We start from the raw sequence: 26,996 nt of genomic DNA, 5'->3' as shown, positions 1-26,996 counted from the left end.
TTTCAGCGTCGCGGAGACTCTCCGAATGTTTGACGATAAGCATGACCAAATGCGCTTTGCGATGTGTAGCCGACACTTGCGGCGACGTCGAAAACGCGTGAATGACCTTCAGACAGCGCGACGCGGGCGCGTGTCATGCGCCAGTTGCGCATATATGCAAACGGTGCCAGTCCTACACGACGGGTGAAACTCAACGAGAATGCCGCTCTTGACATACCCGCCTCAGCGGCCAGATCTGCAACGGTCCATGGTCGCGCAATATTGTTATGGAAGCATTGGATTGCGCGCCCGATACGGACATCCGCCAGTGCACCAAGCCAGCCACTGGTCATGCCCGATGCCGATGCGAAGGTACGGATTGCATGGATGATGAGAACCTCTGCCAGCTTGGCTGTGACAATCTCGTGCCCTATAGCAGACTGCTCTGACTCCCGTTCCAACAGACTTAGAACTGCCGTAATCGCCGCTGCCTCCGGCGACGCTCCTGATACGGGTATGAGCGCTGGAACCATGTCGAGGAAAAAAGCTGCGGTCCCGGGTGCAAAGGAAATGCCGCCGCCGAGAATGACCGTGTCATTACCCCGCAGGCGAACAACGTCATTCCCTTTGGCATAAAGCGGCGTACCGTCGATGGGGTCCAATGCGGGATCGCTCGCAATCGCGTAAGCCGTACGACCGATTAAACAGCAGTCGCCGGTTTCGATGCGCTGCGGGGAAATGCCGGGCAGCAAAAGCCAGCCTCCTCCACGCAGAACCGCGACGAACTTCAGACGGTCGAGCGCCGGAAACGACAGCGCCCAGTCTCCCGACCCCTCAAAGCGGGTTCTGCGCGTTGCTTGCGCGTTCAGCACGGTGAGTACGTCTGACAGCGGGTCAAAAAATAGAGACGATTGCGATAAAACCATGGCTCTTCAAGCATAGTACGTCCAGCGCACATCTCCTATAGTCAAATTGAAGGAGAATGACATGACAATAGCAGGCAAAGTAGTGGTGATTACCGGTGCAAGCAGCGGCATTGGCCGCGCAACCGCAATACACCTTGCGAAAGCAGGCGCAGCTGTTGTGCTGGGCGCGCGGCGTGAAGATGTCTTGGCGGAGGTTGGTCGGGACATAGCCGCGAGTGGCGGTAAAGTTTCCTACAAAGCAACCGACGTGCAGGTTCGTAGCGATCTCGAAGCACTTGTGGCACTCGCGGTCGAGCGCTGGGGTCGATTGGATGTTATCGTCAACAATGCCGGGATCAGCCCGCTTTCGCGCTTTGACGCCTTACAAGTCGAAGACTGGGACGCAATGATCGACGTGAATCTGCGCGGCACGTTGTACGGCATCGCCGCGGCGCTTCCTGTATTTGCTCGCCAGAGCAGCGGGCATGTCATTAATGTGGTTTCAACGGCTGGCCTCAAGATCGTGCCGACGATGGGCGTTTATGCCGCAACCAAGAATGCCGTCAGAACGATAACTGAAACTCTGCGACAGGAAGCAGGACCCCATCTGCGTGTGACAGAAGTGTCCCCAGGTATGATTGCGACCAACCTTACAGACTCGTTCACCGACAACGCCGTCAAGGATGCAATCGCAGAACGGATTAAGGAAATCGCCATCCCGCCCGAGGCGATTGCGCGTGGCATCGCTTTTGCCATCGACCAACCTGACGACGTGGATGTCGGCAGTATCGTGATACGACCTACCGCGCAGGACTGATGGTTGGCGTCCCGGTATTTCGGTCCTGCGCAGCAACCCTCCGCACTCCGGATCGCAGCGTTGTAAACAAGAGCTGCAAAAGTGCTTTTACTGCCTTACTCCAAAGGCTACCACGTGATCAGCGGTACCTTGTGCAGCCACGTATCGGTGGTGAGTTGCTGCACGACGAACTCCGCGACATCGGATCTGGCGATGGTACCGCCATGGACGCCTGACAGGTCGGTTAGCGCCTTGATACCGCCGCGCGCCGGCTTGTCGTTGAGCACCGTCGGCCGGACGATGGTCCAGTCGAGTGTGCTGGCCCGGATTGCATCTTCCTGTCGATCCTTGTCTTCATAGACCTTGCGCAGCATCAGCGGCAGGAACAGCCGGTCGAAGAAGAAGCCGCCATGGCCGCGGCTGTCACCAGCGCCAAGGCCGGTGATGCAGATCAGACGACGGATGTTCTGCTGCTCCATGACATCGACCAGCGCGCGAGTTGCAGTCGAGAGCAGGGTCACCTCCTTGATCGGGCTCATGGCCGTACCCAGCGAACTGATAACGGCGTCGCAGCCGGCGATGGCGCGCGTCAGCGCGGCGGGATCGCGTGCGTCGCCTTCGATCAGTTCAGCACCGACGAGATCCGCAGCTTTTGCCTTGGAGCGAACGAGGGCTGCGACCTCGTATCCTTTTGCGATGGCCGTGCTGACGATCAGTCGTCCGGTGGCGCCGGTCGCGCCCAATACCAGAATTTTCATGTCAAACCTCCGAGTTTGTGGTGATGGACGGGGAAGCATTATTGATCCACCGCGCTGCGGCCTCTGCGGTATCCTGCGGGCGGGTGTTGAATGCGATTGCCGCCTTCGGTGCGCCTTGGTGGATTGCGTTGACAACCTTCTCGAAGAATTCCAGCCCTTTGGGCGGGAGGCGCAGTCCGCCACCGATCACGACGCAATCATAATCCACCCTTGCCAGCTGCGCGGCCAATGTCGCGATGCCACTGTCGTCGGGCGCGATCATGCAGATGTCGCCGTCCCAACCGCGCTCGGTCATGGTCGTCTCCGCAATGTCGATACCCGCCTGAATTTTTTCGGCATCGAACCCCGGTGGCAGGGAGGGGTCGGAAAAGTCGACGGTGTCCGGCTTCTGTCCTACAAACAATACGCGTGTCATGATCAAGCTCCTTTGAGTGAGTTGGAAGGGACGGTAACGTCAGCCACGGCATCGAGCCGCTGGCGCAGGAAATCACCGATGGCATTCACGGACAGTTCGGCCGCGCGAAACTGACTGATCGAAGATTGGAAGACATGCGGCATGCCCTCCCAAACCGACAGCCTGATCTCCACGCCTGCCGCTTGCGCCCGCTCAGCATAGCGGATTGAATCGGAGAGGAGCACTTCGTCGTCTCCGACATCGATGCGAACGGGCGGCAGATCGTTAAGTTGAGCATAGAGCGGCGAGGCCTTCGGGTTCGTGGCATCCTGGCCCTGAAGATACATATCAGAAAAGGCCTTGAGCACGCCACGCGTAAAGATCGGATCCGCTTCCGCCCTTGTCTCGAAGCTTTCGCCGGTGAGTGCAAGGTCGGTCCAGGGCGACATCACCGCCGCGCCGACCGGCTGCACTTTGCCGATGTTCTTGTCGGTCGCAAGGATCGACAACAGCGCCAGCGTCAGACCGCCGCCCGCCGAATCGCCCACCACCACGATCCTTTCCGCTCCCTCCGCGGCAAGGCCGCGATAGGCAGCAACCGCATCGTCTATTGCTGCCGGGAACGGGTGCTCAGGTGCCAGCCGGTAGTTCGGCACGAACACATCGGTGCCGACACGTGCGGCGATCTGGCCCACGAAACTGCCAAACGCCTGGGCCGAACCGAGCACATAGCCGCCACCGTGAAGATAGAGGATGCGTGCACCCGGTCGTGCGTTTGGCACCCGGAGCCAGAAGCCCGCAATGCCGCCAACCGTCGCGGTCTCGACCCGGACATTTGCCGCAGCAGGTGTTGCGGCCAACATGGCGTCGAACATCGGCCGCGCTTCAGGCCCGAGTGTTTCACCCTTATGGGCCGAGGCGGCCTTTCGCATCGCCGCCACCACTGGCGCGTCTACGGCCAAAAGGGGTTGGATCGTCATCATGGCAGATCTCCTTTGTCGGGGATGTAAGGTGCGGTCTCAGCCCTTCGCCCACTGGGCGGCGGCATCCTTCGCAAAAGCGGCATAGGAACGCGGCGCGCGGCCGAGGAGCGTGGTCAAACGGGCGATATCGTCAGCACTCGCCACAGCACCTTCCGTCTGATAGCGGCCGAACATCAGGCGCAGGTCAAGCGCATGCCAGGCGGGCAGCATGGTCTTCGTGCGCTGCTCCATGGCGACCAGATCGTCGCCACCATAACGGATCTGTTTGCCGAGAGCGTCGCTCCAGATGGTGGCGATCCCTTCGCCGGTCAGGCTGTCGGGACCAACCAGGGCGTAGGTCTCGCGGCCGAGCGGCGTTGGGGCCTGATCACGACGAATAAGCTCGATGGCGGCGGCCTCGCCGATATCGCGGATATCGACCATCGAGACGCCTTTCTTGCCGATCGGCGAGCCATAGACACCGGCCTTCAAAAGTCCGTCCTTCTGCCGAAGGTCATTCTGAATGAAGTAGGCGGGACGCAGAACCGTGGCTGGTAAGTCGAGCGCCTCGATCATGCGCTCCACCGTGTATTTGCCGGCAAAATGCGGCACATCGGCATAGTCGTCGCCGCCGAATACCGAGAGATAGACGATGCCCTTGACACCGGCTTCACGGGCGACTGTCAGGGTCAGCATGGTCTGGGTCAGTTCATCGGCGACATTAGGGGCGAGCACGAACAATGTGCTGACACCTACAAGTGCTGCGCGCACTGAATCCGGATCGGCGAGGTCACCACGAACCGCCGTCACACTAGCGGGAAGCTGCGCCGTCTCGGGTGACCGCGTCAGAGCTCGGACATCGAGGTTACCAGTTTGAAGATGGGCTAGGACCTGCGCCCCGATGGTTCCTGTGCTGCCTGTTACGAGAATGCTCATGTCGAAATCTCCTTGTGTTTGTCGTGTGCATTTGCTGAGGGAGAAGATAGCCGTTTCATTATCGCTGAGAAGGTGCCAATATCGAGATTGGATGTCTCAAATACGGAACACCACATATGGATCTGCAGGCTCTGTCTGACTTTGATCTTGTCGCAGCCAATGGTGGGTTCGGCCGCGCCGCCCGCGTCTCGGGCCGCTCGAAAGCCACGCTGTCACGGCGGGTGTCCGAACTGGAAGAGAGCCTCGGTGTGAGGCTGATCGAGCGTGGATCCCAGAACCTGCGACTGACGGATGAAGGACGGGCGCTTCATGAGCGGACGCATGGGCTGCTGAGTGAAATCGCGGAAGCTGGCGAGGCGGTCGTGCTGGGCGCATCCACGCCGAAAGGCAGGCTGAGGGTGAGCGCGCCGATGGTCTTCGCGCATGTGGCGCTACCCCGGATTGCCGCGCGGTTTGCTCTGGCCTATCCGGAGGTCCAGCTCGAAATCGTTGCGGAGGACCGTAAGGTCGATCCGGTCGAGGATGGTTACGATCTGATCATCCGCATCGACCCATCGCCGGACGAACGCCTCGTCGGCCGCCGTTTTCTCAACGATGAACGCCTGATCGTGGCACCGCCTGGCATGGTGCGACCTTTTCCAGGTGTGAATGGTGAGGAATCGACGGTGAAGGCAATCCTGCTCTCCGCGACGCCGGCGGGGACCGTCTGGCGGATCAGTTCCGAAACGGAAGCTGACATCGTCCTGCGGCCCGACCCGGTTCTCCGCCTCTCGTCGCTGCTGATGGTCCGCGATGCGGTGTTGGCAGGTGCGGGTGCAGCCATGCTGCCCAAACTGCTTGTTGCCGGAGACATCGAAGCCGGCAGGCTTGCCTATTGGGGTAAACAAGCGGGGCCGCCCGTGGAAATCTGGGCACTACAGAGTTCACGCCGCCTGGTCGGTGCCAAGGTGCGCGCATTCTTGGAGGTCGTTGGGAAGGCGTTTCCAGAGAAGGCCTTCGTCGCGCCGGGGGTCTAAACGACAAAGAGTGCCGCGTCTCAAATCATGTATCCGGGCGGCGGACGAGGACGTCCGGTCTTAGCGGTTCGTGTCATAGCGCAGGCGGTTGTCGTGAATGGTTGCGAGATGCGTCACTGCCCATTGCGCCAACTGCCGCACGGGCTCCGACAGCGAGTGACCGAGTTCGCTCAACGCATATTCCACCTGCGGCGGCGTCGTGCCACAGACAGTGCGCTCGACCATGCCGTCGCGTTCGAGCGTCTTGAGTGTCCGCGTCAGCATCTGCTGCGAGATGCCGGCAACCTGGCGCTTGAGCTCGTTGAAACGCCGTGGCCGGTCGCGAAGCGCGACCACCACCTGCATCGTCCATTTGTCGCCGACCCGGTTGAGAATCTCGCTGACGCCACGGCAATCGGCAGAGGCGGCGTCGGGTGGTGTAGGCATATCCATGTGACCTGGTCCTGAAAATATGCGTTCTTGTTAGGCGATGTGTAGTCACCTATCTGGAGTAAGTCAATATTTGAGACTATTCTGAAATCACGCGAACCAGGAGAATGACATGCAGCGCATTCAGTACCATCGATATGGCGGACCCGACGTGATGCGGCTTGAAGATTACGAACTCCCAGCCCTCGGCAGACAAGAAATTCTGGTGCGCGTCAAAGCTGCCTCAATCAATCCGCTCGACTGGAAGCTACGCCAGGGCTTTATGAAACTCATGATGGGCCGGCGTTTTCCGCGGGCGATGGGCATGGACTTCGCCGGCGTTGTTGAGGCGATCGGCCCCGGCGTAACCGGCTTTGCTCCTGGAGACGACGTGCTGGGCCAGGTGCCGATGATGAAGCCCGGCGCTTTTGCCGAAGCGGCGATCACCACCCAGGATTTGATCATCCACAAGCCAGCCGCGTTGTCCTTTCCCGCAGCCGCCACTCTGCCCACCGTCGGCGTGACCGCCTGGCGCGCGCTGATCGATGGCGGCAGGCTGAAGGCCGGGCAGTCGCTCTTTATCAACGGCGCCGCCGGTGGCGTCGGACAGGCAGCGACCGCCATCGCCAAGACATTAGGAGCTGTCATCACCGTGCGGGTCGGGCCTTCATCTCTGGCCAGCTTCGCTGACATGGGAATGGCGCGGGTACTGGATTACACTCAAGCCTTGCCCGAAAACCTGAAGGGCACCTTCGACGTCGTCTTCGACTGCCATGGCGGCCTTACCTCCGCGGAGGAGGATTTCCTGACCAAGCGCTCAGGCATCGCGGTGGACATCGATCCGACCGTCGGTAACGTGTTCAGATCACTGATCTCATCGAGACACAACTTCGTCAGGGGCGTGCTCAGCACATCAATCCTGCAAAAGATCGTAGACCTAGCCCTCGCCGGCCAGTTCACGATCCCAATCAACCGCATCGTTTCCCTCTCAGAAGCAATTGCCTTGATCAGCGATTTGGAAGCCGGCAACCGCCTTCCGGGCAAATCCGTGATCTTGATGGGGTGATGACGTTCGCATGAGGCATTATTCAGCCAGCTTCATTCCGAAACCTGTCGATACCTCGAAGCCGCCTTATTACTGGCATACGAAGCTCTCAGCTTTTTCGATATCGCCATGTCCATCATAAACCGCTTCCGCTGGATAAAGGCAGATCGGACGTGTTCTGCCTGGCCACTTTACACCAGCATCGGCACGCGCCGTTGCGGTCAGCCGTGTGGGCGCAACGCCTTTTTCGACCCACTCGGTCAAAGCACCGAAAGCGTTGAACTGATCTGTGCCGTAGGCTCCGCCACGGGTATGAGCCATACCCGGTACGAAGAACACTCTAGCGAACTGGCGAGCACCATCTGCGCCGTATCTCTCTTCAACTTTTTTGTAATAGTCAGCGACATCATAGACCGAGAATGCGAGGTCTGCGGTACCGTTGAAGATGATAAGCTTGCCACCCTTTGCCCGAAACGCATCCATGTCGGGAGACTCGGCATTGGTAAATTTGGTTCCAGGCACCGTGAACACTCCATCCGTTGCCGAGATCTTTGCAAATTCCCTATCGATATCAGCCGATAGACCATAACCGGCGATATCCTCGGTGATCGTCGGAGGGGTGGTGTAAATATGCGAGGCTTCTCCAGCGAAAAGGAAATAGAAAGAATTGCTTGTCTGCTCCACCATGCCGGGGTCGAACGGCCATTTTGAATAAATGGCGCGGCCATCACTCGTATAGGCTCCGGCAAACAGCGCCTTGATGTAGGATGCTTTTTCCGGCTGCAGACAATCTGTTGTCTCACCCGCCTTGCACGTCCATTCGGCAGGATCGGGATGACAGGCGCTGATCCGGCTGACCATCCCGTCACTCGCTCCATCCAGCGCGTCACAGGCATCGAGGATTTTTTTGACCACGATAGCCTTTTCACTGTCCGTCAAAGTCTTCTTGATATCGGGGCGACCATCTGGTCCCTTTGGAGCAATTTTTGCTGCAATCTTGGCCTGATAGAGGGCCTGAATGGAGGCTTGTGCAAGCCGAAATCCGGGGGCGCTGGCCAATACGCCATCGAATAGATCGGGATACTGCTGCGCAGCAATCATCGCTTGGCGGCCACCATTGGATGAACCGTAAAAATAGGAGTATTGCGGCAACTCGCCATAAAAACCGCGGATGAGCGTCTTTGCCGCGGCGGTCACCTGCGGAACCTGCATGTTGCCATATTCGAGTCTTGCTTGCGGGTCTGCGCCGAACGAGAAGCGGCCATTCGGCTTGTTTGCGACCTCCTGATGGCCCGAGTCCGTTGTGACGACGGTGTACCCGTCCAGAAGGGCATTGCGAAGGTTGCCACCTCCGCTATAGGTGCCCAATGCCGGAAACAAGATGCCGTCAACACCACTGCCGCCCTGATAATAAAATCGCTTGTTCCACTCGACCGGAAGACGAAGCTCAAACTGCAAGGCATAGGGCTGTCCATCGATTCCTGTGCGCTGGTTCATCGCCCCGCGCACCAGACAGTGATCTGGCACGGATTTCTCCGTGACAGGAAGGGCACTGGCCTGCGTTGCCTCGGCCAGAGTAACGACGCCGCCTTCAACAGTGGCACCTTTTAAAGCCAAACAACGCGCTGCAAAATCTGTCGACGGCGCGGCGTTGGCCGCATTCATGGAAGAGATCCCGGAAAGTATAAGAGTCGCTAATATCGAAAACATGCTGTAATTTTTCATATCAATCCCTTTCTTTCGTAACAATTAGGAGCAGGGTTTCCGGCTGGCCTCTTCAAAGGGCGAGGTAGGCCTCCTTGAGGTCGGAACGGTTATCCAATTCAGCTACGGTGCCTGAAAACTGGGTAACGCCTTTTTCGAGAATGTAGCAGCGATCGCTGATCAACCGCGCAAAATGCAGGTTTTGCTCTGACAGCAATACGGAGACACCTTCGCGTTTCAAAAGGACGATTGCTTCCGCCATTTGCTCGACAATCTTTGGCGCGATCCCTTCGGACGGTTCGTCGAGCAAAACCAGGTAGGGATTGCCCATCAAGGTTCTGCCGATTGTCAACATCTGCTGCTCGCCGCCACTCATTCGTCCAGCCGGTCTTTTGCGCATTTCAGCGAGATTGGGAAATATCTCGTAAATCCGTTCCGGCGACCAGGCAGCACTTCCTTCGCGCTTTGATTGACGACCGACTTCAAGATTCTCCTCGACGGTCAATTCCGTGAAGATGCGCCGATCCTCCGGCACATAGCCGAGACCCTTGCGGACAATTTCGAAAGGCGCGAGATTCGAAATATCCTCATTCCTGAATATCAGCTTGCCCTCACGACGGTTCACAAGCCCGACGATCGATTTCATCGTTGTGGATTTGCCGGCACCATTGCGACCCAACAACGCCACGACTTCTCCAGCCACCACCTTCAGGCTGACATCGAACAGAATATGGGCAGGGCCATACCAGCTATTCAGCTTTGCAACTTCCAGCATGTCTTAGTGTTCCTGTTTGTAGAGAGCACCGGAGCCCAGATAAATCGCCTGGACATCTTCATTGGCTCGCACTTGCGCAGGCGATCCCTCTGCGACCAGTTGGCCGCGGTTAAGGACGATGATCCGATCCGCATAGTCGAAAACGATATCCATATCGTGCTCAGTAAACAGAACAGCCAATTGCCGCTCCTTGGCGATGCGTGACGTCAATTGCATCAACAGCTTGCGTTCTCTGGTGGCCATGCCGGCAGCGGGCTCGTCCATCAGAAGCAATTTCGGATTTCCTGCCAGCGCAATCGCCAGTTCCAGCCGCTTGATATCACCATAGGGGAGCTCCCGGCAGGATCGTCCGGCCTGCTCTTTCAATCCAATCAGTTCGAGCAGATCATCAGCCTCTGCGCGGAAATTGCGCCCGAGATTGCCGAAGAACGCGGAAAGCGACAAAGGGTTGAATCGTGCGCATTGGACGGCCAACTGAACGTTCTCGCGAACGGTCATGGACAGAAATGTCTCCGCGACCTGGAAGGTTCGACCGACCCCAAGCCGGGAAATCCGCTCTGGAGAAAAGCCGGTCGTGTCCTTGCCACAGATGACAATGCGCCCTTCATCCGGACGGATTTGCCCATTCAGCATGTTGAAGCAACTGCTCTTTCCTGCTCCGTTCGGTCCGATCATGGCCAGCAGTTCACCCGGGGCAACAACAAGCGATACGCCCTGGACAGCCTTGACGCCCTGATAACTTTTGGAGAGGTTTTCAACCTTCAGCAAAGCATCCGTCATGCTGCACCGCCATTTTCTGCCGGTGCAGCGGCAAGGGTCGTGGATTGTCGTCTTCTGTTTTGCCAGCTTTCAAGTAAGCGTTGGGTCGAACCGACTATGCCCTGCGGGAAAAGGACCACGAGAAGCACGATGACACTGCCCAGGATTAAGCGAGGAAAGTCGGTGTTGCTCATGAGCCAGATGGACGCCACCTTGTAGACGACGGCTCCGACCACACTGCCCGATATGGTGTTGAAGCCACCCAGCAGAACCATGATCAGGCCATCGACAGAGGTCGATATTCCAAGCGCATCGGGAAAGATGCTGCCTTTCTGGAATGCAAACAGCACACCGGCCAGCCCTGCGAAAAAAGCGCTGACGACGAATGCTACGTGCTGCACATGCCGCTGGGAAATGCCGATCGTTGCCGAACGCATGGGAGAATCGCGCAGAGCTCGAAGGCTGTAGCCGAAAGGTGAGAACGTCAGATACCGCATGGCACAAACGACACCCACCGCGCAGGCTGCGGTTAGCCAGTAAAAGGCTTCGGGGCTTGAGGCCCACTCGGATGGCCAGACTCCAACGATGCCATTGTCACCGCCGGTCACATCGACCCACTGGAAGACGACGGACCAGAGGATCTGCGCATAGGCGAGCGTCAACATGGCGAAATAGATATTGGACAGCCGGACGCAGAACCACCCTGCGACGATAGCAAAAGCTGCGGCAATCAGCGGCCCGACGATCAAAGCCAGTTCCATGGAGATACCGTAATACTGAACGCACATCGCAGCGCCATAGGCACCGAGCCCGAGGTTTGCAGCTTGGCCAAAGGAATCAAGACCTCCGACCGACATCAGAAATTGCAGGCTGATGGCGAAGATGATCGCGATCATCACTTCAGATGCGACGCTGATACCGTAATCACCCAGAATGAAAGGCAACAGCATCGCCATGACAGATGCGATGGCACAGCTGATACGGCCCTTGGCTCCAAAAGGCCGCCAGGCACCGCCCTGCGGCGCGGCCGGGCTGCGGGAGCGAACAACCGGCTTACCCAACAGTCCCCAGGGACGCAGCACCAGCACGATGGCCATGACGGCAAACATCAGAACCAGCGAGATACCCGGCAGAATGAGAATGCCGAATGCATTGAGCTGCGAGACGATGATGGCGGCCAGAAATGCTCCGCCGATGCTGCCAAGACCGCCAATCACCACGATGACGAAAACCTCTGTGATGATGGAGAGATCCATGAAATGCGTCACCGCGTCACGCGGGATTTGCAGCCCTCCCCCAAACGCGGCCAAAAAGACACCAAGCGCGAACACGCCGGTAAACAACCACTTCTGATTGACGCCGAGCGCATTGACCATTTCACGGTCCTGCGTGGCGGCCCGCACCAGCAGTCCCCAGCGCGAGCGGTGCAGCAGCAGCCAGATCAGACCAAATACAACAGGCCCCAAAGCAATGAGGACGAAATCATAGACTGGCATTGCGCGACCGAGGATGGAGACGGCACCGGATAGGCCAGGCGCACGTGGCCCCACCAGATCTTCCGGTCCCCAGATCAGCCTTACCGCATCCTCAGCAATCAACGTCACCCCGAAGGTCGCCAGAAGCTGGAGAAGTTCCGGCGCATGGTAGATGCGGCGAAGAAGCAGGGTTTCGATAATGACGCCGACAACCGCGACGGCCACCGACGAAACGAGAAGTGCCGCCCAAAAACCAAGCGGTGTCTGCCACCGCACCGTCAGGCTGTAAGCGATATAGGCACCCAGCATATAGAATGCGCCATGGGCGAAATTGACGATGCGCGTAACCCCGAAAATCAGGGAAAGACCGGAGGCGACGAGAAACAGCGAGGCAGCATTTGCCAAGCCCGTCAAAAATTGGACAACATAGAGTTCCATTGATATCCCCTTGTTCTCCAGCATTCACGCAGAAGAACATGCAGTTGTTACGTGGCGATATAAGCCGCGGCAGGGAAGGCAACACGCAATCCTGCCGCGTCGCCCTCATCTGTTTCAGGGGCGAAGCTTGGCAGCTTCGGCTTCAGTTGGTAGGAAGTCGCTACCGCTTTGATACTTGAAATCGACCATGACGCCTTTTCCATCCTTCAGTGCCGTTTTGCCGACATAAGCACCCAGAGTGGATTGATGGTCAGCGGCCCGGAAAGATGACTGGCCGAACGGGGTATCAAACGTTACGCCTTTTGCGGCGGTGATCAGGTCTTTGACATCGGTCGACTGGCTGCGTTCCAGGATAGCGGCTGCGGCCTTGATCAGGGAATAACCGACGACCGATCCGAGACGTGGATAGTCATTGTAACGGGCCTGATAGGCATCGAGGAATTTCTTATGGTCTGCTGTATCAATCGATGACCAAGGGTAGCCGGTTACAATCCAGCCCTGCGGGGCATCCGCCTGAAGCGGATCAAGATATTCTGGCTCTCCGGTGAGGAAAGACACGACAGAGCGGTCCTTGAACAGCTCACGGGTTGTCCCCTCACGCACCAGCTTCACCAGATCGGCACCGAAGGTGACGTTGAGAATGGCTTCCGGCTTCGATGCTTCTATGGCCTGAGACACGGAACCCGCATCGATCTTGCCCTGGGGCGGCCACTGCTCGGCTACGAACTCCACATCCGGGCGGGCCTTTAGCAAAAGCTCCTTGAAGACGGCAACGGCGCTCTGGCCATACTCATAATTCGGCGCAATGGTTGCCCAGCGCTTTGCCGGCAATTTGGCTGCTTCCTGTGCGAGTATTGCTGCCTGCACATAGTTGGACGGGCGAAGGCGGAAGGTGTAGTCGTTACCCTTCGACCAGACCATGGCATCCGTCAGAGGCTCACCGGCGAGATAAAAGACCTTTTTCTGCTTGGCAAAATCCGCCACGGCAAGGCCGACATTCGAAAAGAACGAGCCGGTTACCATGACGACGCCTTCTTTCGACACCAGTTCGTTGGCGGCTGTCAAAGCCTCGCCCGGCTTGCCGCCATCGTCCTTTGAGACGACCACGAGTTTGCTACCTTTGATGCCGCCAGCGGCGTTGATTTCATCGACCGCCATTTCCCAACCCTTCCTGTAGGGTTCGGTGAACGCGGGAAGGCTGGAATAGCTGTTGATTTCACCAATCTTGATTTCGTCTGCCATGCTATGCCCCGCCCAAGACAGAGCGAGCATCATCCCGGAAATTCTCATAAGTGTTTTCATGGTTCCGTTCCTCTGGAGTTTGCCGCTTCAAGGCGGCTTTTTTATAATTTTTCTGCTGATTTGAAGGTTAGACACTGCGGTCATGCACTATGGCGAAAGACCCGACAGAGCAGGCGTTGCCTGCACCTTTGAGGACAGGCTAAGATCTACAGATCAAAGTGACGCAAGCCACTGTTCGATATCGGCGGCGTCTGTAACGTCGGCATATTTTTGATGCATGTCGTAGAGATTGGCATCATGCGGGGCCTTGGCCCTGTCGGCACAACAGTCAGCGGGAACAAGGACATTGAAGCCGGACTGGACGGCATCGACGACTGTTGCACGCACGCAGCCGGATGTCGTCGCACCTGTGACGATCAGTGTATCGACACCGGCTCCGGCGAGAAGTGCAGCGAGCGCCGTTCCGTGAAAAGCAGACGCCCCTTTCTTGAAGATCACCGGATCGTCGGGTTGAATGCCGGTGTCGGCGTCGATTTCAACCAGACGACTGCCCTCGATCAAGGCCGCCATACCCGTTGCCTTTCGAAGCCATGGCAGCATTTTAACGTCGCCAGAATGATAGGCGATGGCCGTGTAGATGACCGGTATACCTTTAGATCGGGCGAGGTCGGTCAGCCGCCGAGTTGCGGCGATTGCCTGTGTCATATCCGCGGCTGTCGGATAGACCGTGTCAGTAAACCCGTAGGTAAAATCGACGACGACAATCCCGGGGCGTGTTCCGCGTGGAACGGGTTGCCCGAAGCCAGCTGTCTGGTAGATTTCCTGCTGCGACATGTTTTCTTCCTTCCCGCCGCAAAGAGTGGCGCTTAAGACCGAGCCATCTGAATTTCTTTCACCACGATGTCGCCATCGATGACGACAGGTTCGTCATCGAGAAACAGCGAGCATCCGCGCATGGGAATATCGAGGTGGCACGGCGTATCATTGGGGCCACCGAGTTCATTGTTGGGGCCGGTCGAGAACATGACGTTGCCATAGAAACTGCGCGGCTCCATGCCCATGCCGCCAGAGAATGCGCCAGGAACAAGATTGTGCCACTTGGCGTGCGGGTTCATGCCCCAGCCGACATGGCTCATACCCATGCCGCGCGGGTCGTTGAAGTCTTCCATGTAGGATTTGACCAGTTCCGCATCGAGCCCGCCACGAATATCGGTGACCCAGCCTTTTTCGATCGTGTAAATGATCGGTTCGCGGACATAGATGTTCTGCGGCAGCAGAATATCGCCAGGTGCCACCACGATCTGACCATCGACACCGTCATCGTCGCCGCCGGTGAAGACGAAGCCTGACGGCCAATGATCCCAACGGCCTGGCTCATCCGTGCAGGCATATTCCGTCACGGTCGGATAGGTATTGAGCTTGTAGATCACGTCGGTTCCATGCGGCGAGGTGATGCGCATGACCTTTGCCTTGGCGAGCATCTCGCCGCCGATTTCGACCTTTTCGCGGATTTCCTTAGTTGGCAGCATGCGCGCCAACAGTTCCGGCGGCTCGACAGCTGTCAGGATGCGTGTGCCTGCGGCCTGAATGGCCATCTGCTCCGGCGAGAACAACAGAAAGATGCAGTCGATCAGCATATCGCAGGCCTTCAATGCCTCGACAGCATCCGGCATGGCAGCCAGACCGGTAACGCCGACATTCCAGCCGCCCGTCGGCAAAGGGGTGGGCAATCGCATATGGTACATCAGCGCACCGAGCCGCTGGCCAGCCGCCATGAAGGCATCAGCGTAATCCAGGCGGTTGTTGCCCTCCGTCAGAACGATCAGCTTCTCACCTTCGTGCACGCCGGACATTTTCAGCTGGTGCAGGCAAATTTCTGTGAAGCTCGCGTGGTCCATATCAATATCCTTTCAATTGGCAGGTAGGGCCGGCAGAAAATCCAAACTAGCGGCAAGAAAACCGTCCAGGTCATCCCAAGGGATCATATGGCCCGCCTTTTCGACGATTCGTACCTCGACGGCTGGTGCAAGGGTCTTGATCTCCTCGATATCCTCCGGGCCGATCACGGCTGCACCGCCTGCGACGACAAGCCGTATCGGCAAGGCAATATGGGGCAGATCGGCATGGATATCGTCGGTGTGGAACCCGTCAAATGCCGTGCGGATTGCATCCAGCTCGCAGGTGTGAAGCCACTCGGCCCGTAATGCATTCTGCTCATCGGTCCATGAGGGACAGAAGCGACGCATGTCTTCTCCTGAACACCCTTTCTGCGCCATCAGGATGGAATCCTCGTACCAGGTCCAGGCAGATGGATAAGCACGTCGTCCCGGCCCAGAAACGGGAGGATCAACGAGAACGAGGCCCGAAAAGGCATCCGGTGCCAGCCGCGCGGCGCGAATGGCCGTGCGTGCGCCCATCGAATGGCCAAGGATGACCGGTTTTTCGATGCCGGTGGCCGCTACGAGCGCCACGACATCTGCCGCCATAGCATCCAGCGAGTAATCGAGATCGCCCGCTTGACTTAAACCGCGGCCGCGCACGTCCAGTACGTGCACGTCAAAGGCATCACTCAGCCGTTCAGCAACGAAGCCCCAGGTGATGGCGGGCGATGTTATGCCCGGCACCAGCAGCATTGGTGGCCCATCCCCTGAAAAATGAAGAAGATGATGGCGAATGCCATTTGCGTTGACGTTATATCCTCTGGTCATATGCTCCACCTCAATAAACGCCGGACAGCAGGGTGCCGCCGCCGGGTACGCGAGTATTGAGATTAAGTGCGTTCAACATCTGCCAAGTTGTGGCAATCGCCGCAGTCAACACAGGCTTGCCCGTAATCGCCTCTGCCATGGGAACGGCCGACAATGAGGGCATCTGTACGCAGGCAGAAAGCACGACTGCATCGACGTCGTCCGTCTTCATTCCCTTGACGATATTGGGAAGGTTCATGGGATCGTGAGCCGCCACCGCCAGATTGTCGGGGATCTCCAGCGCCCGCCAGTCGGAGACTTCGATGCCCTCGTTACGAATGTATGCAACAACCAATTCTGTCAGTGGCTTCATATAGGGGGCTACGAGCGCAACGCGTTTGGCACCGATCGCCTTCAACCCATCCACAAGAGCGCCGGCAGATGTGACAACCGGTGCGGGATTGCCGTTCGTGACTGTCAGGCCCTGCAGCCGTGACTGGCTTTCACGGTGATATCCCAGTCCCATCGCCATGATGGCGACCAGGCAAGCATAACCCATGACATCGACTCGAGCATCGGAAAGCTCCAGCGCGCAACGGTCACTATCGGCATCCATGGCAGCGAGTTCTTCCTTCGTTACATGCTTCATCCGCATGCGCGAGGAGTGAAAGGTGAAACGTTCCGGCGAGATCAGTTCACGGGCGCGAAGCAGAGCCGGAATCTCGGTTTCCATCGTTATGTTTGAACTGGGAACGATCTGGCCGATCCGAAAAGTCTTCATGTGAGCCTCCATAGCCTATGAACGGAGGTTAATTATTCATTTGAAGAATTACAAGCGTGTTTTTTCGGCAAGCATCAAAATTAGGCAATCCTTAGGAAAGCACAATCAGATCCAGCGCGGCAACGCGTTCTATTCTTTTGTTTTTTAGGATGGCCTCAGCCAATAATGCCCAGTGGAATTTTTGAAATCCCGGCCATTCAAGTACGGGCTCGGATCCCCGCTGCGAGAAAGCGGACGAGTTGCTCCAGCATTTCATCCTTGCTGAATGCCATGAGGTGGCCCTCGGTGAGGTCGCCGATCCGGCCCAGATCGTTGAGCATAAAAAGATAGGCTCCAACGAGAAATGCCATCCGTACGCTGATGATGTCTTTCGGCACATCAGGCAGCGCATGGGATAGAGCAACGACATAACGCTTGACGGAAGCGTCGTACACTTCACGTCGCAACCGAAGAGCGTGCTCCTCAGGCTCAGCGTGAAGGCGCGCCTGCATGGCAACGAAGGCGGCACCATTCGGACCGGAATACTTCATGTCCCATTGCGGCTTCAGATAGGCATATATGATATCTTCGACCCCAGGCGTTTCCGTCATTTCGAGAAGCCGGTCAAGATTGACATGCCTGTACCCTGCCAAAAGACTACCGCGCCGCTTGAAGCATTCATCGAAAAGATCGACCTTCGCGCCGAAGTAATATCGGATCAATCCTTGATTGACGCCAGCCCGCGCTGCGATCTCACGAAGATTGGCACCTTCGAAACCCATCTCGGCAAAAACGAGTTCGGCATGATCCAGAATCTTGTCGCGCAAATCAGGCGTCGCACCAAGCACAGCGGCTTTCGATGGGCGACCTGGACGTCGGTTTTTTTCTTTAGTGTTGTCCACGCCATCCTCATCTGCCGGCATTTTCGCTACAGAACTGCAACGCAAACCGTATTAATTATTTTTTTGTATAATTTTAAATCAGCTGCTTCAACATCTTAAGAAACTGATCGCGCTCCGAAAGCGTCAACGGCGCGAGTGTCGACTCGCTTATGTCCTGCACGGCTGGCAGCACGGCATCGAGCAACTGGCTACCGATATCGGTGATGAACAACGTGTAGCGACGCCGGTCCTCCGTGTCCTTTTCGACACGAATCAGATCACGCACCAGCAAGCGCGCCACAACACCCTTCGTCGTCGCGGCATCCATACCCACCAAACGACCAAGGGCATTTTGGGAAATCGCCTCGGAGGATTCACGCAAGCGGTAAAGCGTCGAAAACTGGGTCGGCGTCAACCCGCCTGCCGTCCGCTCCACGAACAGCGCCATGTGCCGCTGGGACGCAAGGCGAAGCAGAAAGCCGACCTGCTCGTCGAGTATGTAAGGGGCATTCCGATCGTTCATCGAGTATTCCAAAGCTTCTGATCCGTCTCAATCGAACTGAAGCATAGAGTTGCTGCTGGTCAAAGCAGGAAGTGCTTTGAAAGAGCATAGGCAACCTCCTGTCAACAACACATTAGAATTGCCTAAAAATACTACAAAAAATTTATTGCCCGACAATTGCGCATTTTTCTTGCTCCTTGGCATTAAAATCGTTTGCACACAAACGAATTATCTGGTGAATTCGCGACAAGGGTCAAAAAAAGCCCAGAGGGAACCATGACGAACACGCTCGAATTGACCGTGAACGGAACCGTGCATCATCTTCAAGATACGGGAGATAGGACGCTCCTCGATGTCTTGAGGGAGCAACTCGGCCTCAAGGGGCCGAAATATGGCTGTGGCAAAGCGCAATGCGGATCATGTTCGATTCTTATTGACGGTATGCCAGCACGATCATGCGTGATGCGAGCCAAGCGCACAGCAGGTCTTGAGATCACAACACTCGAAGGGCTGGCCGATCCGACGAGCGGAAAAATGTCCCCTGTCCAGCAAGCTTTTCTCGAGTGCGAGGGCGCACAATGCGGCTACTGCCTGAACGGTATGGTTATAACCGCAACGGCACTTTTAAACACGAACTCGTCACCCACAAGGGACGATATTCGCAATGCCTTGCGCCACAATCTGTGTCGATGCGGCACCCATCTGGAGATCATTGCGTCGGTGGAGCGCGCTGCGGAACTGATGCGGGAGCGCCAGAATGACGGCTAATCCGCAGACTGGCGGCCTTTGCGTCTATGACGAACTTCCTGGGGGGCGGGTTGTCTTTTTGCGGCTGGACCATGATGGACACGCCACCGGTTATAACGGCCATGTCGATCTCGGTACGGGTGTCGAGACAGCTCTTGCGCAAATTGTTGCAGAGGAACTCGATCTCCCAGTTTCTGCCGTGCGCATGGTCCTTGGCGATACGGCGCTGACGCCGGATCAGGGTGCGACGATTGCATCCGAAACGATCCAGGTTGCCGCAATCCCGCTACGCATTGCTGCTGCGCAAGGCCGACTTTATCTCATCGATGCAGCCGCTCATAGGTTCGGCGTATCTGCCGATGACATCAAAAGTGAAAACGGTCGCCTGAGCTGGCACGATAAATCCTGCGATTACCGCGAACTGATTGGCAACGAGACGGTTCTCCTGAAACTCGACCGGACGACCAAGGTCAAGGATCCCACGGATTATCGTATCGTCGGACAAAAGACGGGCCGACGTGATCTGCCGGACAAGCTGCTTGGCATCCATCCCTATATTCATGATGTAGATGTGCCAGGCATGGTGCATGGTCACGTCATTCGCCCGCCCTATGCCGGGCGTGATAGTGGATTCTTCATCGGACACAGTCTCATCAGCTATGATGAGGCGAGTGTCCGCGACCTCCCGGGCTTCATCGCAATCGTGCGACATGAAGATTTTCTGGGCGTGGTTGCAGAACGCGCCGATCAGGCTCAGTCTATTGCCGAAGCCCTACCGACGCAGTGGCATATGCCACCCGATATTCCAGACATGTCGAACCTGCGACAAGCGCTCAAGGATTACCCTTCGACCCCCCGTATCCTTGATCGAGCCGGTGATTTTACACGCGCCATCAACGACTGCGACATCAGTCGCAAGCGCACATATCTGTGGCCCTATCACGAGCATGGCTCGATTGGCCCATCCTGCGCGGTTGCCAATTGGAACGACGGCGCACCGATCGTGTGGTCCGGAACGCAGAACCCGCACATGCTGCGGGGAGACCTTGCTGTTCTGGCGGATATTGCGTCTGACAATATCGATATTCGCCGGTTTCAGGCCGCCGGCTGTTACGGCCGCAATTGCGCGGACGACGTCTGCGGTGATGCTCTGCTGCTGTCACGCGCGACCGGCCTGCCAGTTCGCGTTCAGTTGACGCGGGCGCAAGAGCATCTTTGGGAACCCAAGGGTGCTGCACAATTGATGGAGGTGAATGGCGGACTGAAATCCGGTTCGCTACACGCCTATGCACTCGATAGCTGGTATCCATCCAACCGGGGACCGAACCTTGCCCTTCTTCTCACAGGCAGGATCAGCCCGGAACCCCGCGCTGCCGACATGGGTGATCGAACGATCGTTCCGCCCTATCGTGTGCCGAACAAGCGCATCACCGTGCATGATATGGCACCCATCGTACGAGCTTCGTGGATGCGAGGCGTGTCCGCCTTGCCAAACACCTTCGCACACGAAAGCTTCATTGATGAGATGGCCTTTGAGGCCGGAGAAGATCCGGTCGCCTTTCGGCTGCGTCATCTCGATGATCCCCGCGAGGCCGATCTGGTAAGGAGGACTGCCGAGCAAGCGGGATGGCGCGAGCACAACGGCCCCCGCCTGCGCCGCGAAGGCCGTATGGCGTTTGGACAAGGTTTTGCCTTCGCAACCTATGTTCACGGCACCTTTCCCGGCACGGCGGCGGCGTCGGCTGCCTGGGTGGTGGATGTCGCCGTTGATCTGGAAACGGGTGAAGTCACACTCTCACGTATCTTCATCGGGCAGGACCAGGGGCTTGTCATCAACCCGGACGGCGTGCGCCAACAAATCCACGGTAATGCCATTCAGACGGCAAGCCGTGTGCTGGTAGGAGAAGTCACCTTCGACGCTATATCGCCCACTCCACAAAGCTGGGCCGCCTATCCGATCCAGACCTTTCCGTCCGTACCCGATATCCAGACCATGCTGATCGAGCGCCCCGGAGACCCACCGCTTGGGGTTGGAGAAAGTGCTGCGGTACCTAGCGCAGCGGCAATTGCAAATGCCATCTTCGACGCAACAGGCGTGCGTATGCGCGAAGTGCCCTTCACGCCAGAGAAGATGCGCGCGGAACTGGCCGCGCTAAGATTGCCACCACTACCGCCACTGCTGGCAGGGGCCGGAGCACAGAAGAAACGGCCGAGTTGGGCGGCGCGCAAGAAGGTTCTGGCTTTCGGCACTGTCCTTGGTGGACTTCTCACATTGGGATCCGTTTCCCTCTCCGTAAACCGTGCCATCGCGCCGTCCAATGCACCCTCTTCCGATGTGTTCTCCACGGCCACACTTGAGCGAGGCCGACAGGTCTTTGCGACTGGTAACTGCGCCACGTGTCATACGGCCGATGGCAAAACTGCAAACGCAGGCGGCCGTGCCATAGATACTCCCTTCGGCACCGTCTACTCCACCAATTTGACACCCGACCCTGAGACAGGACTTGGTCGCTGGAGCTTCGAAGCCTTCGAACGCGCCATGCGCCACGGCATCAGCCGCGACGGGCATAATCTCTATCCCGCCTTCCCCTATACGTCTTTTGCCCGAATCTCCGGCGACGACATGCTGTCGCTCTATGCCTATCTTCAGACACTCGCGCCCGTGCATCAGGAAACACCACAGGCCCGCATGATCGCGCCTGCAAACATCCGTTCTACACTCGCCGTCTGGAACTTCCTTTATCACGACTCAACTCCTTTCCAGCCCGATGCGGCACAGAGCGACATCTACAACCGGGGCAAATATCTGGTGGAAGGTGCAGGTCACTGCTCCGCATGCCATGCGCCACGCAATATCGCCGGTGCCGAAATGCCTGAGATGACAGGCGCAATGATCAAGGGCTGGTATGCTCCTGCCCTTTCAGGACCGCAGCCGGATGCCATCGGCTGGAATGCCGACACACTTTTCGACTATCTGCGGCATGGCCATTCGCAGAATGCCGCCGCATCAGGCCCAATGGCTGAGGTGGTAGCAAGCCTCACCACGCTGCAAGATGACGACATTCGTGCCATGGCACATTATCTGGCGGCACAAATCAAGGCTCCAGCCAATTCACCCGACGTGACGCCGAGGTCAGCGCCAGACTTACCTCCAAGTCGTGCTAGCCGTATCTATGAAAGCGCCTGCGCGGTCTGCCATGAACCGGCCATCCCCGGTACAGCAACGGCTGCGCGGGCATCGCTTGCACAGTCCGCCGCCCTTCGCGCACCCCGACCGGATGCGCTGTTCACGGTGTTGAACGAAGGCCTCAAAGCTCCCGACCAACTCGACCTGCGCGACATGCCCTCATTCAAAGACGAATTCACTCCCGACGACCGGCAGGCGCTTGCCGGCTATCTGCGCCAGCGCTTCGCCCCCGATCTTCCAACCTGGTGATGCAGCCAGCAAACCTGTGGCCCCGACCAAAAGGGCATGGAGAAAGCAACACAAAAATCGTTCGTATACGAACAATTTAAATCGAAAGGAAAGACAATGACCACTCCCATAGAGAAAGTTGAAATCGCTGTGATCGGCGCTGGCCTGGGAGGTGCTGCGGCGGCGGCCCTTCTATCTCAAGCCGGGTTCGACGTTCACTCCTTCGAGCAGGCACCTGCCTTTTCCCGTATCGGTGCGGGCATTCACATCGGGCCAAATGTCATGAAAATCTTCCGTAAGATCGGGATGGAGAAGCGTCTGGAAGAGATCGGTGCGCACCCTGACTTCTGGTTTTCGCGCGATGGAAATACCGGCGAATATCTTTCCCGTATTCCTCTTGGCGACTATGGCCGGCGCGAATACGGTGCCTCCTACATTACAATCCACCGAGGAGACATGCATGCGGAGCAGATCTCCATCCTCGAAAAGGACCACTTACATTTCAATCATCGCCTGACGGCAATCGAGGAACGTGACAGTGACGTTCTCTTGACTTTCGACAATGGACGCCAGATCTCAGCCGGTCTTGTGGTCGGCGCGGATGGTATAAACTCCATGATCCGAGAAATGCTGCTTGGGCCGGAGAAACCACGCTTCTCGGGATGGGTCGGCCACCGAGCCGTAGTCGATATGGACAAGCTGCGGGCATCGGGTCTCGAATTTGAAACCTGCGTCAAATGGTGGTGGGAGGCATCGCGCCATATTATGGCCTATGCCACCAAGGGCAACGGCGATGAATATTATTACGTCACCGGTGTACCGGTAGATGGATGGGAACACGACACCAGCTTCGTTGACAGTTCTCAAGAGGAGATGGAAGCGATCTTCGGAGGATCGCATCCCGTTGTTCAGGCCCTGATCAATGCCACGGAAACAGTGACCAAATGGCCCTTCTGGAACCGCGATCCGCTCAACCTCTGGAGTCGTGGCCGTCTGGTGATGCTCGGTGATGCCTGCCATCCAATGCGCCCGCACATGGCGCAAGGTGCCTGCATGGCCATCGAAGACGCTGCAATCCTGACACGCTGCCTAGAAGAGAGCGGGATTGCCGGTTACACGGACGCTTTCGCGATTTACGAAGCCACACGCCGTGAGCGCGCGACGACCGTACAGACGATATCCAACGCCAATACGTGGCTGAAGCAGCCGGAGGACCCGGCCTGGGTCTATGGTTACGATGCGCTGACAGCCCCGCTGGGTTAAAGAAGAGGCGTTACCTGTCGTCCCGCCTGTGTGATGGCAAGCAGGCGGGGACGTGGCGTTCGGCTGTTCGATTTGCCAAACTAGTCTTTCACTGCGTGTTTCACTAATTTCGGGACAGTGCTTCCGGTAATTCGCGGACAGCGATTTCAGTAAATACGGGACAGCGATTCCGCTAATTCCGGGACAGTCTCGGACGCAGATTTAGGTCGATTTTCGCAAGCGCCGTTCTGGCATATTGCCTCCTCATCATCGGTTGAGAGGGGCCGTGCCAAGACGGAAGCAAGCGAGACGAACGACAGTGAAAGACATTCGATCGATACTGCGGCTGACGCATGAACAGGGCCTTTCGGTTCGCGCCGTTTCGGAACGCCTGAAGATCAGCAAAACCTCCGTGGCGACGTATCTGCTGCGAGCGAAGGAGACCGGCCTTTCGGTCTGGCCGTTACCTGCGGGTCTCGATGACGATGCCGCGCTGGAGCGACATCTCTTCCGGCGGGTTGGTCGACCGCCACAAGATCTGGTCGAGCCGGATTGGCGGTCCGTTTCTGCCGAGCTGAAGCGCAAGGGTGTGACGCTGACGCTGCTGTGGCAGGAATACAGGGCGAGCCATCCCGACGGCTACGGCTACACATGGTTCTGCGACCGTTTTGCCGCCTTCGAACGCCGCGCTCACGCAACCTTCCGCAACCGCCATGAGGCGGGCGCGGGGATGCAGACGGATTACGCCGGCCACACCATCCCCATCACCGACCCTTCGACCGGCGTCGTCCACTCTGCGCAAATCTTCGTGGCGATGCTTCCCGCCTCGTCACTGACATTCGCTTATGCCAGCTTCAGCCAAAAACTGCCGGACTGGATCGAGGGTCAGGGATGCGCACTGAGCTTCTTCGGCGGCGTCCCGAAGGCGATCGTGTGCGACAATCTGAAGGCAGGCGTCGCCAAGGCTCTGTGGTTCGAGCCCACGCTCAACGCCACCTTCGCTGCCATGGCCGAACATTATGATACGACCATCCTGCCGACCAGAAGCCGCAAGCCGCGTGACAAAGCCAAGGTCGAAGGCGCCGTGCTGATCGTCGAGCGTTGGATACTGGCTCGCCTCAGAAACCGGCGCTTCTTCAGCCTGTCCGATCTGAACGCCGCGATCTCGGTTCTGCTTGACGACTTGAACAACCGCCCGATGCGCCACATCGGCAAGTCGCGCCGAGATCTGTTCGAGGAGGTGGAGAGAAAGGCGCTTGCGCCGCTGCCAGCGACGCCATTCGACTATGCGGAATGGAAATCGGCAAAGGTCCATCCCGATTACCACGTCGAAGTCGACAAGACATTCTACTCTGTGCCGCATCGCTTGATCGGCCGACAAGTTGATGTGCGTTTGACCCATCGGGTGGTCGAGATATTCCTCGATCACAAGCGGATTGCCAGCCATATCAGGCGTTCTCAGCGATCCGGGCATGTCACGGTCAACGAGCACATGCCCAAATCCCACCAGCGTTATGCCAACACGACGCCGGCATCGCTTTTGAACCAGGCCGCAAGGATCGGGGTGAACACCGCCATTCTGGTCGAGCGGGTGATGCGCGATCGTCCTCATCCCGAACAGGGATATAGCTCGGCTTTCGGCATTCTGTCCCTTGCCCGCCGTTACGAGACGGATCGCCTGGAAGCGGCTTGTGAGCGGGCGCTGGTCATAAACTCCATCACCTATTCCTCTGTCGCCGCCATTCTCAAATCCGGTCTCGATCGGACCAAACCCCAGATCGATTCGGCAAAACCCACCCCGCCGCACACCAACATCCGCGGTGGCTCCTATTACCAGTGAAGGAAAGGAAAGACCCATGCTGACACATCCAACTCTCGAACAGATGCAGGCCCTTGGCCTTGCCGGAATGGCAACGGCCTATCGCGAACTTGCCGCTCAGAACAACAGCAGCGATCTCAGCCGTGACGAGTGGCTTGGCCTGATGCTTGATCGGGAAACGGCTCTGCGATCCGACAAGCGCCTGACCAACCGGCTTGCAGCTTCAAAGCTCCGCTTTCCCGATGCCTGCATCGAGAACATCGACTTTGTCGCTCATCGTGGTCTCGACCGCCGCAACACTTTGTCGCTTGCGCAAGGGGCATGGCTGAAGGCGCATGAGAATATGATCATCACAGGCCAGACCGGCACGGGAAAAACCTGGCTTGCCTGCGCCTTCGGTCGCCAAGCTGCCCGGCTCGATCATTCCATCCTGTATCTGCGCATGCCGCGTCTGTTCGAAGACCTTGGCCTTGCCAGGCTCGACAGCCGCTTTCCACGGCTGGTCGATAAACTCGCCCGCGTCCCGTTGCTGATCCTCGACGACTGGGGAACCCACACGCTCACCGATCAACAGCGCCTCGACTTGTTGGAAATCTTCGAGGAACGCTATCGCCGGAAATCGACGCTAATCACCGCGCAGCTTCCCGTCGCCCAGTAGCACGACATGATAGGAGAACCGACAATAGCAGACGCAATCCTCGATCGGATCATCCACAATGCGCACCGCATTGCCCTTGAAGGAGACAGCATGCGACGGCAAAAAACACCATCCCACTTGACCGCCGCTGAAAACGGCGAAATCAATCTCTCATGACTTCAACCAGACAGGCGAAAATCGACCACATCATGCTGTCCCGGAATTAGTGAAACCACTGTCCGCGATTTACTGAAACGACTGTCCCGTTCTTCCGAAATACGCACTTTCAATGAGATTTTGCCCGACAACGTAAGGGACGAGGATCGCACACGACGGATATCTGCACTATGGCCGACTATGATATAAAATTACGCGACAGTCAGCCCTTTCCGTTGGGTTTCGCGAGGGCTCCCTCTTAAGTCTAATCGACATACGCCGCATCCATATCGTTGCGACGGTGATAGATAAGAAGTTCAAGACGTTTGAAACACGCTTGTCAAAGCGTGTCACGATGTGTCGGAAAATGTTTGAGTTTGTTGAAACATCAGTCACTTGGGGACCGGCATGGCGGCTTTACCCGACGACAGTTCCGACGAACACGTCAAGCGTAGTCTGATGCCAATCATGTGTGGTCTGATACCAATCATGCGCGCCCTGATCCAGACGGTTGCGCTCGGCAAGACCCAGGGCCACCAGCCGGCATCCTTTTAGGTT

General features: G+C 57.5%; 24 protein-coding genes and 1 pseudogene. 8 read left to right on the top strand and 17 right to left on the bottom strand.

The features are described 5' to 3' along the window. Positions 1–2: 2 nt before the first annotated feature. On the bottom strand, positions 3–905 hold the full coding sequence (locus CPJ18_RS02875; protein WP_103656993.1) for an AraC family transcriptional regulator: 903 nt from the start codon (positions 903–905) through the stop codon (positions 3–5). Positions 906–966: 61 nt separating this feature from the next. On the opposite strand from CPJ18_RS02875, the gene CPJ18_RS02870 reads away from it, so the two are divergent. Beyond that, the gene (locus tag CPJ18_RS02870; RefSeq protein WP_103656992.1) at positions 967–1,701 is read left to right on the top strand and encodes an SDR family oxidoreductase; all 735 of its coding nucleotides are present in this window, start codon (positions 967–969) and stop codon (positions 1,699–1,701) included. A gap of 107 nt (positions 1,702–1,808) precedes the next feature. Here CPJ18_RS02870 and CPJ18_RS02865 read toward each other — a convergent pair whose 3' ends face one another. Genes CPJ18_RS02865 through CPJ18_RS02850 form a run of 4 tightly spaced genes read right to left on the bottom strand, consistent with a single transcriptional unit; the run spans position 1,809 to position 4,730 of the window. Further along, on the bottom strand, positions 1,809–2,438 hold the full coding sequence (locus CPJ18_RS02865) for an NAD(P)-dependent oxidoreductase (protein WP_103656991.1): 630 nt from the start codon (positions 2,436–2,438) through the stop codon (positions 1,809–1,811). Position 2,439: 1 nt separating this feature from the next. Further along, complete coding sequence (locus CPJ18_RS02860) at positions 2,440–2,853, bottom strand: hypothetical protein (RefSeq protein ID WP_103656990.1); 414 nt, start codon at positions 2,851–2,853, stop codon at positions 2,440–2,442. 2 nt (positions 2,854–2,855) lie between these two features. Continuing rightward, positions 2,856–3,815 (bottom strand): alpha/beta hydrolase, encoded by a 960-nt coding sequence (locus CPJ18_RS02855; RefSeq protein WP_103656989.1) that lies wholly within the window; start codon positions 3,813–3,815, stop codon positions 2,856–2,858. A gap of 36 nt (positions 3,816–3,851) precedes the next feature. Continuing rightward, positions 3,852–4,730, bottom strand: a complete 879-nt coding sequence (locus CPJ18_RS02850) for an NmrA/HSCARG family protein (RefSeq protein WP_103656988.1) — start codon at positions 4,728–4,730, stop codon at positions 3,852–3,854. A 116-nt stretch (positions 4,731–4,846) separates the two neighbouring features. Between CPJ18_RS02850 and CPJ18_RS02845 the strand changes: the two genes are divergently transcribed. Further along, positions 4,847–5,746 carry a LysR family transcriptional regulator gene (locus CPJ18_RS02845; RefSeq protein ID WP_103656987.1) on the top strand — a complete coding sequence of 300 codons (900 nt, stop codon included), beginning with the start codon at positions 4,847–4,849 and terminating at the stop codon, positions 5,744–5,746. 60 nt (positions 5,747–5,806) lie between these two features. Here CPJ18_RS02845 and CPJ18_RS02840 read toward each other — a convergent pair whose 3' ends face one another. Beyond that, positions 5,807–6,178: a winged helix-turn-helix transcriptional regulator gene (locus CPJ18_RS02840; RefSeq protein ID WP_103656986.1), complete on the bottom strand. Its 372-nt coding sequence runs from the start codon at positions 6,176–6,178 to the stop codon at positions 5,807–5,809. Between the two features lie 109 nt (positions 6,179–6,287). On the opposite strand from CPJ18_RS02840, the gene CPJ18_RS02835 reads away from it, so the two are divergent. Further along, positions 6,288–7,220, top strand: coding sequence for an NADP-dependent oxidoreductase (locus tag CPJ18_RS02835; RefSeq protein ID WP_103656985.1), 933 nt, complete (start codon positions 6,288–6,290; stop codon positions 7,218–7,220). A gap of 69 nt (positions 7,221–7,289) precedes the next feature. Here CPJ18_RS02835 and CPJ18_RS02830 read toward each other — a convergent pair whose 3' ends face one another. The 11 genes from CPJ18_RS02830 to CPJ18_RS02780 form a co-directional block, all read right to left on the bottom strand. Continuing rightward, positions 7,290–8,864: a tannase/feruloyl esterase family alpha/beta hydrolase gene (locus tag CPJ18_RS02830; protein ID WP_167397820.1), complete on the bottom strand. Its 1,575-nt coding sequence runs from the start codon at positions 8,862–8,864 to the stop codon at positions 7,290–7,292. Positions 8,865–8,976: 112 nt separating this feature from the next. Next, complete coding sequence (locus tag CPJ18_RS02825; protein ID WP_103656983.1) at positions 8,977–9,678, bottom strand: ABC transporter ATP-binding protein; 702 nt, start codon at positions 9,676–9,678, stop codon at positions 8,977–8,979. Positions 9,679–9,681: 3 nt separating this feature from the next. Beyond that, on the bottom strand, positions 9,682–10,458 hold the full coding sequence (locus tag CPJ18_RS02820; protein WP_103656982.1) for an ABC transporter ATP-binding protein: 777 nt from the start codon (positions 10,456–10,458) through the stop codon (positions 9,682–9,684). Next, positions 10,455–12,350, bottom strand: a complete 1,896-nt coding sequence (locus CPJ18_RS02815; protein WP_103656981.1) for an ABC transporter permease — start codon at positions 12,348–12,350, stop codon at positions 10,455–10,457. Before CPJ18_RS02815 ends, CPJ18_RS02820 begins: the two co-directional genes overlap by 4 nt. A gap of 114 nt (positions 12,351–12,464) precedes the next feature. Beyond that, positions 12,465–13,640: an ABC transporter substrate-binding protein gene (locus tag CPJ18_RS02810; protein WP_167397840.1), complete on the bottom strand. Its 1,176-nt coding sequence runs from the start codon at positions 13,638–13,640 to the stop codon at positions 12,465–12,467. Between the two features lie 165 nt (positions 13,641–13,805). Further along, the gene (locus CPJ18_RS02805) at positions 13,806–14,426 is read right to left on the bottom strand and encodes an isochorismatase family protein (RefSeq protein WP_103656979.1); all 621 of its coding nucleotides are present in this window, start codon (positions 14,424–14,426) and stop codon (positions 13,806–13,808) included. Positions 14,427–14,458: 32 nt separating this feature from the next. After that, positions 14,459–15,490: a 2,5-dihydroxypyridine 5,6-dioxygenase NicX family protein gene (locus CPJ18_RS02800; RefSeq protein ID WP_103656978.1), complete on the bottom strand. Its 1,032-nt coding sequence runs from the start codon at positions 15,488–15,490 to the stop codon at positions 14,459–14,461. 12 nt (positions 15,491–15,502) lie between these two features. Then, a complete protein-coding gene (locus tag CPJ18_RS02795) occupies positions 15,503–16,300 on the bottom strand; it encodes an alpha/beta fold hydrolase (protein WP_103656977.1) in 798 nt (265 codons plus the stop codon). 10 nt (positions 16,301–16,310) lie between these two features. Beyond that, positions 16,311–17,060, bottom strand: a complete 750-nt coding sequence (locus tag CPJ18_RS02790) for a maleate cis-trans isomerase family protein (RefSeq protein WP_478252643.1) — start codon at positions 17,058–17,060, stop codon at positions 16,311–16,313. 197 nt (positions 17,061–17,257) lie between these two features. Then, the gene (locus tag CPJ18_RS02785) at positions 17,258–17,941 is read right to left on the bottom strand and encodes a TetR/AcrR family transcriptional regulator (protein ID WP_245445305.1); all 684 of its coding nucleotides are present in this window, start codon (positions 17,939–17,941) and stop codon (positions 17,258–17,260) included. A 73-nt stretch (positions 17,942–18,014) separates the two neighbouring features. Then, a complete protein-coding gene (locus CPJ18_RS02780; RefSeq protein WP_103656975.1) occupies positions 18,015–18,443 on the bottom strand; it encodes a MarR family winged helix-turn-helix transcriptional regulator in 429 nt (142 codons plus the stop codon). Positions 18,444–18,698: 255 nt separating this feature from the next. Between CPJ18_RS02780 and CPJ18_RS02775 the strand changes: the two genes are divergently transcribed. From CPJ18_RS02775 to istB, 5 genes and pseudogenes are all read left to right on the top strand, one after another. Beyond that, positions 18,699–19,190, top strand: coding sequence for a (2Fe-2S)-binding protein (locus CPJ18_RS02775; RefSeq protein ID WP_103656974.1), 492 nt, complete (start codon positions 18,699–18,701; stop codon positions 19,188–19,190). Next, entirely contained in the window at positions 19,180–22,605 is a 3,426-nt protein-coding gene (locus CPJ18_RS02770; protein WP_103656973.1) for a molybdopterin cofactor-binding domain-containing protein, read from the top strand. The genes CPJ18_RS02775 and CPJ18_RS02770 overlap by 11 nt, the downstream gene beginning before the upstream one ends. Before the next feature lie 96 nt (positions 22,606–22,701). Then, complete coding sequence (locus CPJ18_RS02765) at positions 22,702–23,847, top strand: FAD-dependent monooxygenase (RefSeq protein ID WP_103656972.1); 1,146 nt, start codon at positions 22,702–22,704, stop codon at positions 23,845–23,847. Between the two features lie 265 nt (positions 23,848–24,112). Then, positions 24,113–25,666, top strand: coding sequence for an IS21 family transposase (istA, locus tag CPJ18_RS02760; protein ID WP_103656971.1), 1,554 nt, complete (start codon positions 24,113–24,115; stop codon positions 25,664–25,666). Positions 25,667–25,682: 16 nt separating this feature from the next. Continuing rightward, positions 25,683–26,459: pseudogene (gene istB / locus CPJ18_RS02755) on the top strand (IS21-like element helper ATPase IstB). Positions 26,460–26,996 lie beyond the last annotated feature (537 nt).

This window comes from Agrobacterium rosae, assembly GCF_002915175.1.
Classification (GTDB): Bacteria; Pseudomonadota; Alphaproteobacteria; order Rhizobiales; family Rhizobiaceae; genus Agrobacterium; species Agrobacterium rosae.
This window is presented reverse-complemented; position numbering and strand designations above follow the sequence as displayed.

Bases quoted from the DNA above. Each gene is read 5' to 3' on its own strand.
- CPJ18_RS02875 (WP_103656993.1), bottom strand. From the start codon at position 905: ATGGTTTTATCGCAATCGTCTCTATTTTTTGACCCGCTGTCAGACGTA.
- CPJ18_RS02870 (WP_103656992.1), top strand. From the start codon at position 967: ATGACAATAGCAGGCAAAGTAGTGGTGATTACCGGTGCAAGCAGCGGC.
- CPJ18_RS02865 (WP_103656991.1), bottom strand. From the start codon at position 2,438: ATGAAAATTCTGGTATTGGGCGCGACCGGCGCCACCGGACGACTGATC.
- CPJ18_RS02860 (WP_103656990.1), bottom strand. From the start codon at position 2,853: ATGACACGCGTATTGTTTGTAGGACAGAAGCCGGACACCGTCGACTTT.
- CPJ18_RS02855 (WP_103656989.1), bottom strand. From the start codon at position 3,815: ATGATGACGATCCAACCCCTTTTGGCCGTAGACGCGCCAGTGGTGGCG.
- CPJ18_RS02850 (WP_103656988.1), bottom strand. From the start codon at position 4,730: ATGAGCATTCTCGTAACAGGCAGCACAGGAACCATCGGGGCGCAGGTC.
- CPJ18_RS02845 (WP_103656987.1), top strand. From the start codon at position 4,847: ATGGATCTGCAGGCTCTGTCTGACTTTGATCTTGTCGCAGCCAATGGT.
- CPJ18_RS02840 (WP_103656986.1), bottom strand. From the start codon at position 6,178: ATGGATATGCCTACACCACCCGACGCCGCCTCTGCCGATTGCCGTGGC.
- CPJ18_RS02835 (WP_103656985.1), top strand. From the start codon at position 6,288: ATGCAGCGCATTCAGTACCATCGATATGGCGGACCCGACGTGATGCGG.
- CPJ18_RS02830 (WP_167397820.1), bottom strand. From the start codon at position 8,864: ATGAATGCGGCCAACGCCGCGCCGTCGACAGATTTTGCAGCGCGTTGT.
- CPJ18_RS02825 (WP_103656983.1), bottom strand. From the start codon at position 9,678: ATGCTGGAAGTTGCAAAGCTGAATAGCTGGTATGGCCCTGCCCATATT.
- CPJ18_RS02820 (WP_103656982.1), bottom strand. From the start codon at position 10,458: ATGACGGATGCTTTGCTGAAGGTTGAAAACCTCTCCAAAAGTTATCAG.
- CPJ18_RS02815 (WP_103656981.1), bottom strand. From the start codon at position 12,350: ATGGAACTCTATGTTGTCCAATTTTTGACGGGCTTGGCAAATGCTGCC.
- CPJ18_RS02810 (WP_167397840.1), bottom strand. From the start codon at position 13,640: ATGAGAATTTCCGGGATGATGCTCGCTCTGTCTTGGGCGGGGCATAGC.
- CPJ18_RS02805 (WP_103656979.1), bottom strand. From the start codon at position 14,426: ATGTCGCAGCAGGAAATCTACCAGACAGCTGGCTTCGGGCAACCCGTT.
- CPJ18_RS02800 (WP_103656978.1), bottom strand. From the start codon at position 15,490: ATGGACCACGCGAGCTTCACAGAAATTTGCCTGCACCAGCTGAAAATG.
- CPJ18_RS02795 (WP_103656977.1), bottom strand. From the start codon at position 16,300: ATGACCAGAGGATATAACGTCAACGCAAATGGCATTCGCCATCATCTT.
- CPJ18_RS02790 (WP_478252643.1), bottom strand. From the start codon at position 17,060: ATGAAGACTTTTCGGATCGGCCAGATCGTTCCCAGTTCAAACATAACG.
- CPJ18_RS02780 (WP_103656975.1), bottom strand. From the start codon at position 18,443: ATGAACGATCGGAATGCCCCTTACATACTCGACGAGCAGGTCGGCTTT.
- CPJ18_RS02775 (WP_103656974.1), top strand. From the start codon at position 18,699: ATGACGAACACGCTCGAATTGACCGTGAACGGAACCGTGCATCATCTT.
- CPJ18_RS02770 (WP_103656973.1), top strand. From the start codon at position 19,180: ATGACGGCTAATCCGCAGACTGGCGGCCTTTGCGTCTATGACGAACTT.
- CPJ18_RS02765 (WP_103656972.1), top strand. From the start codon at position 22,702: ATGACCACTCCCATAGAGAAAGTTGAAATCGCTGTGATCGGCGCTGGC.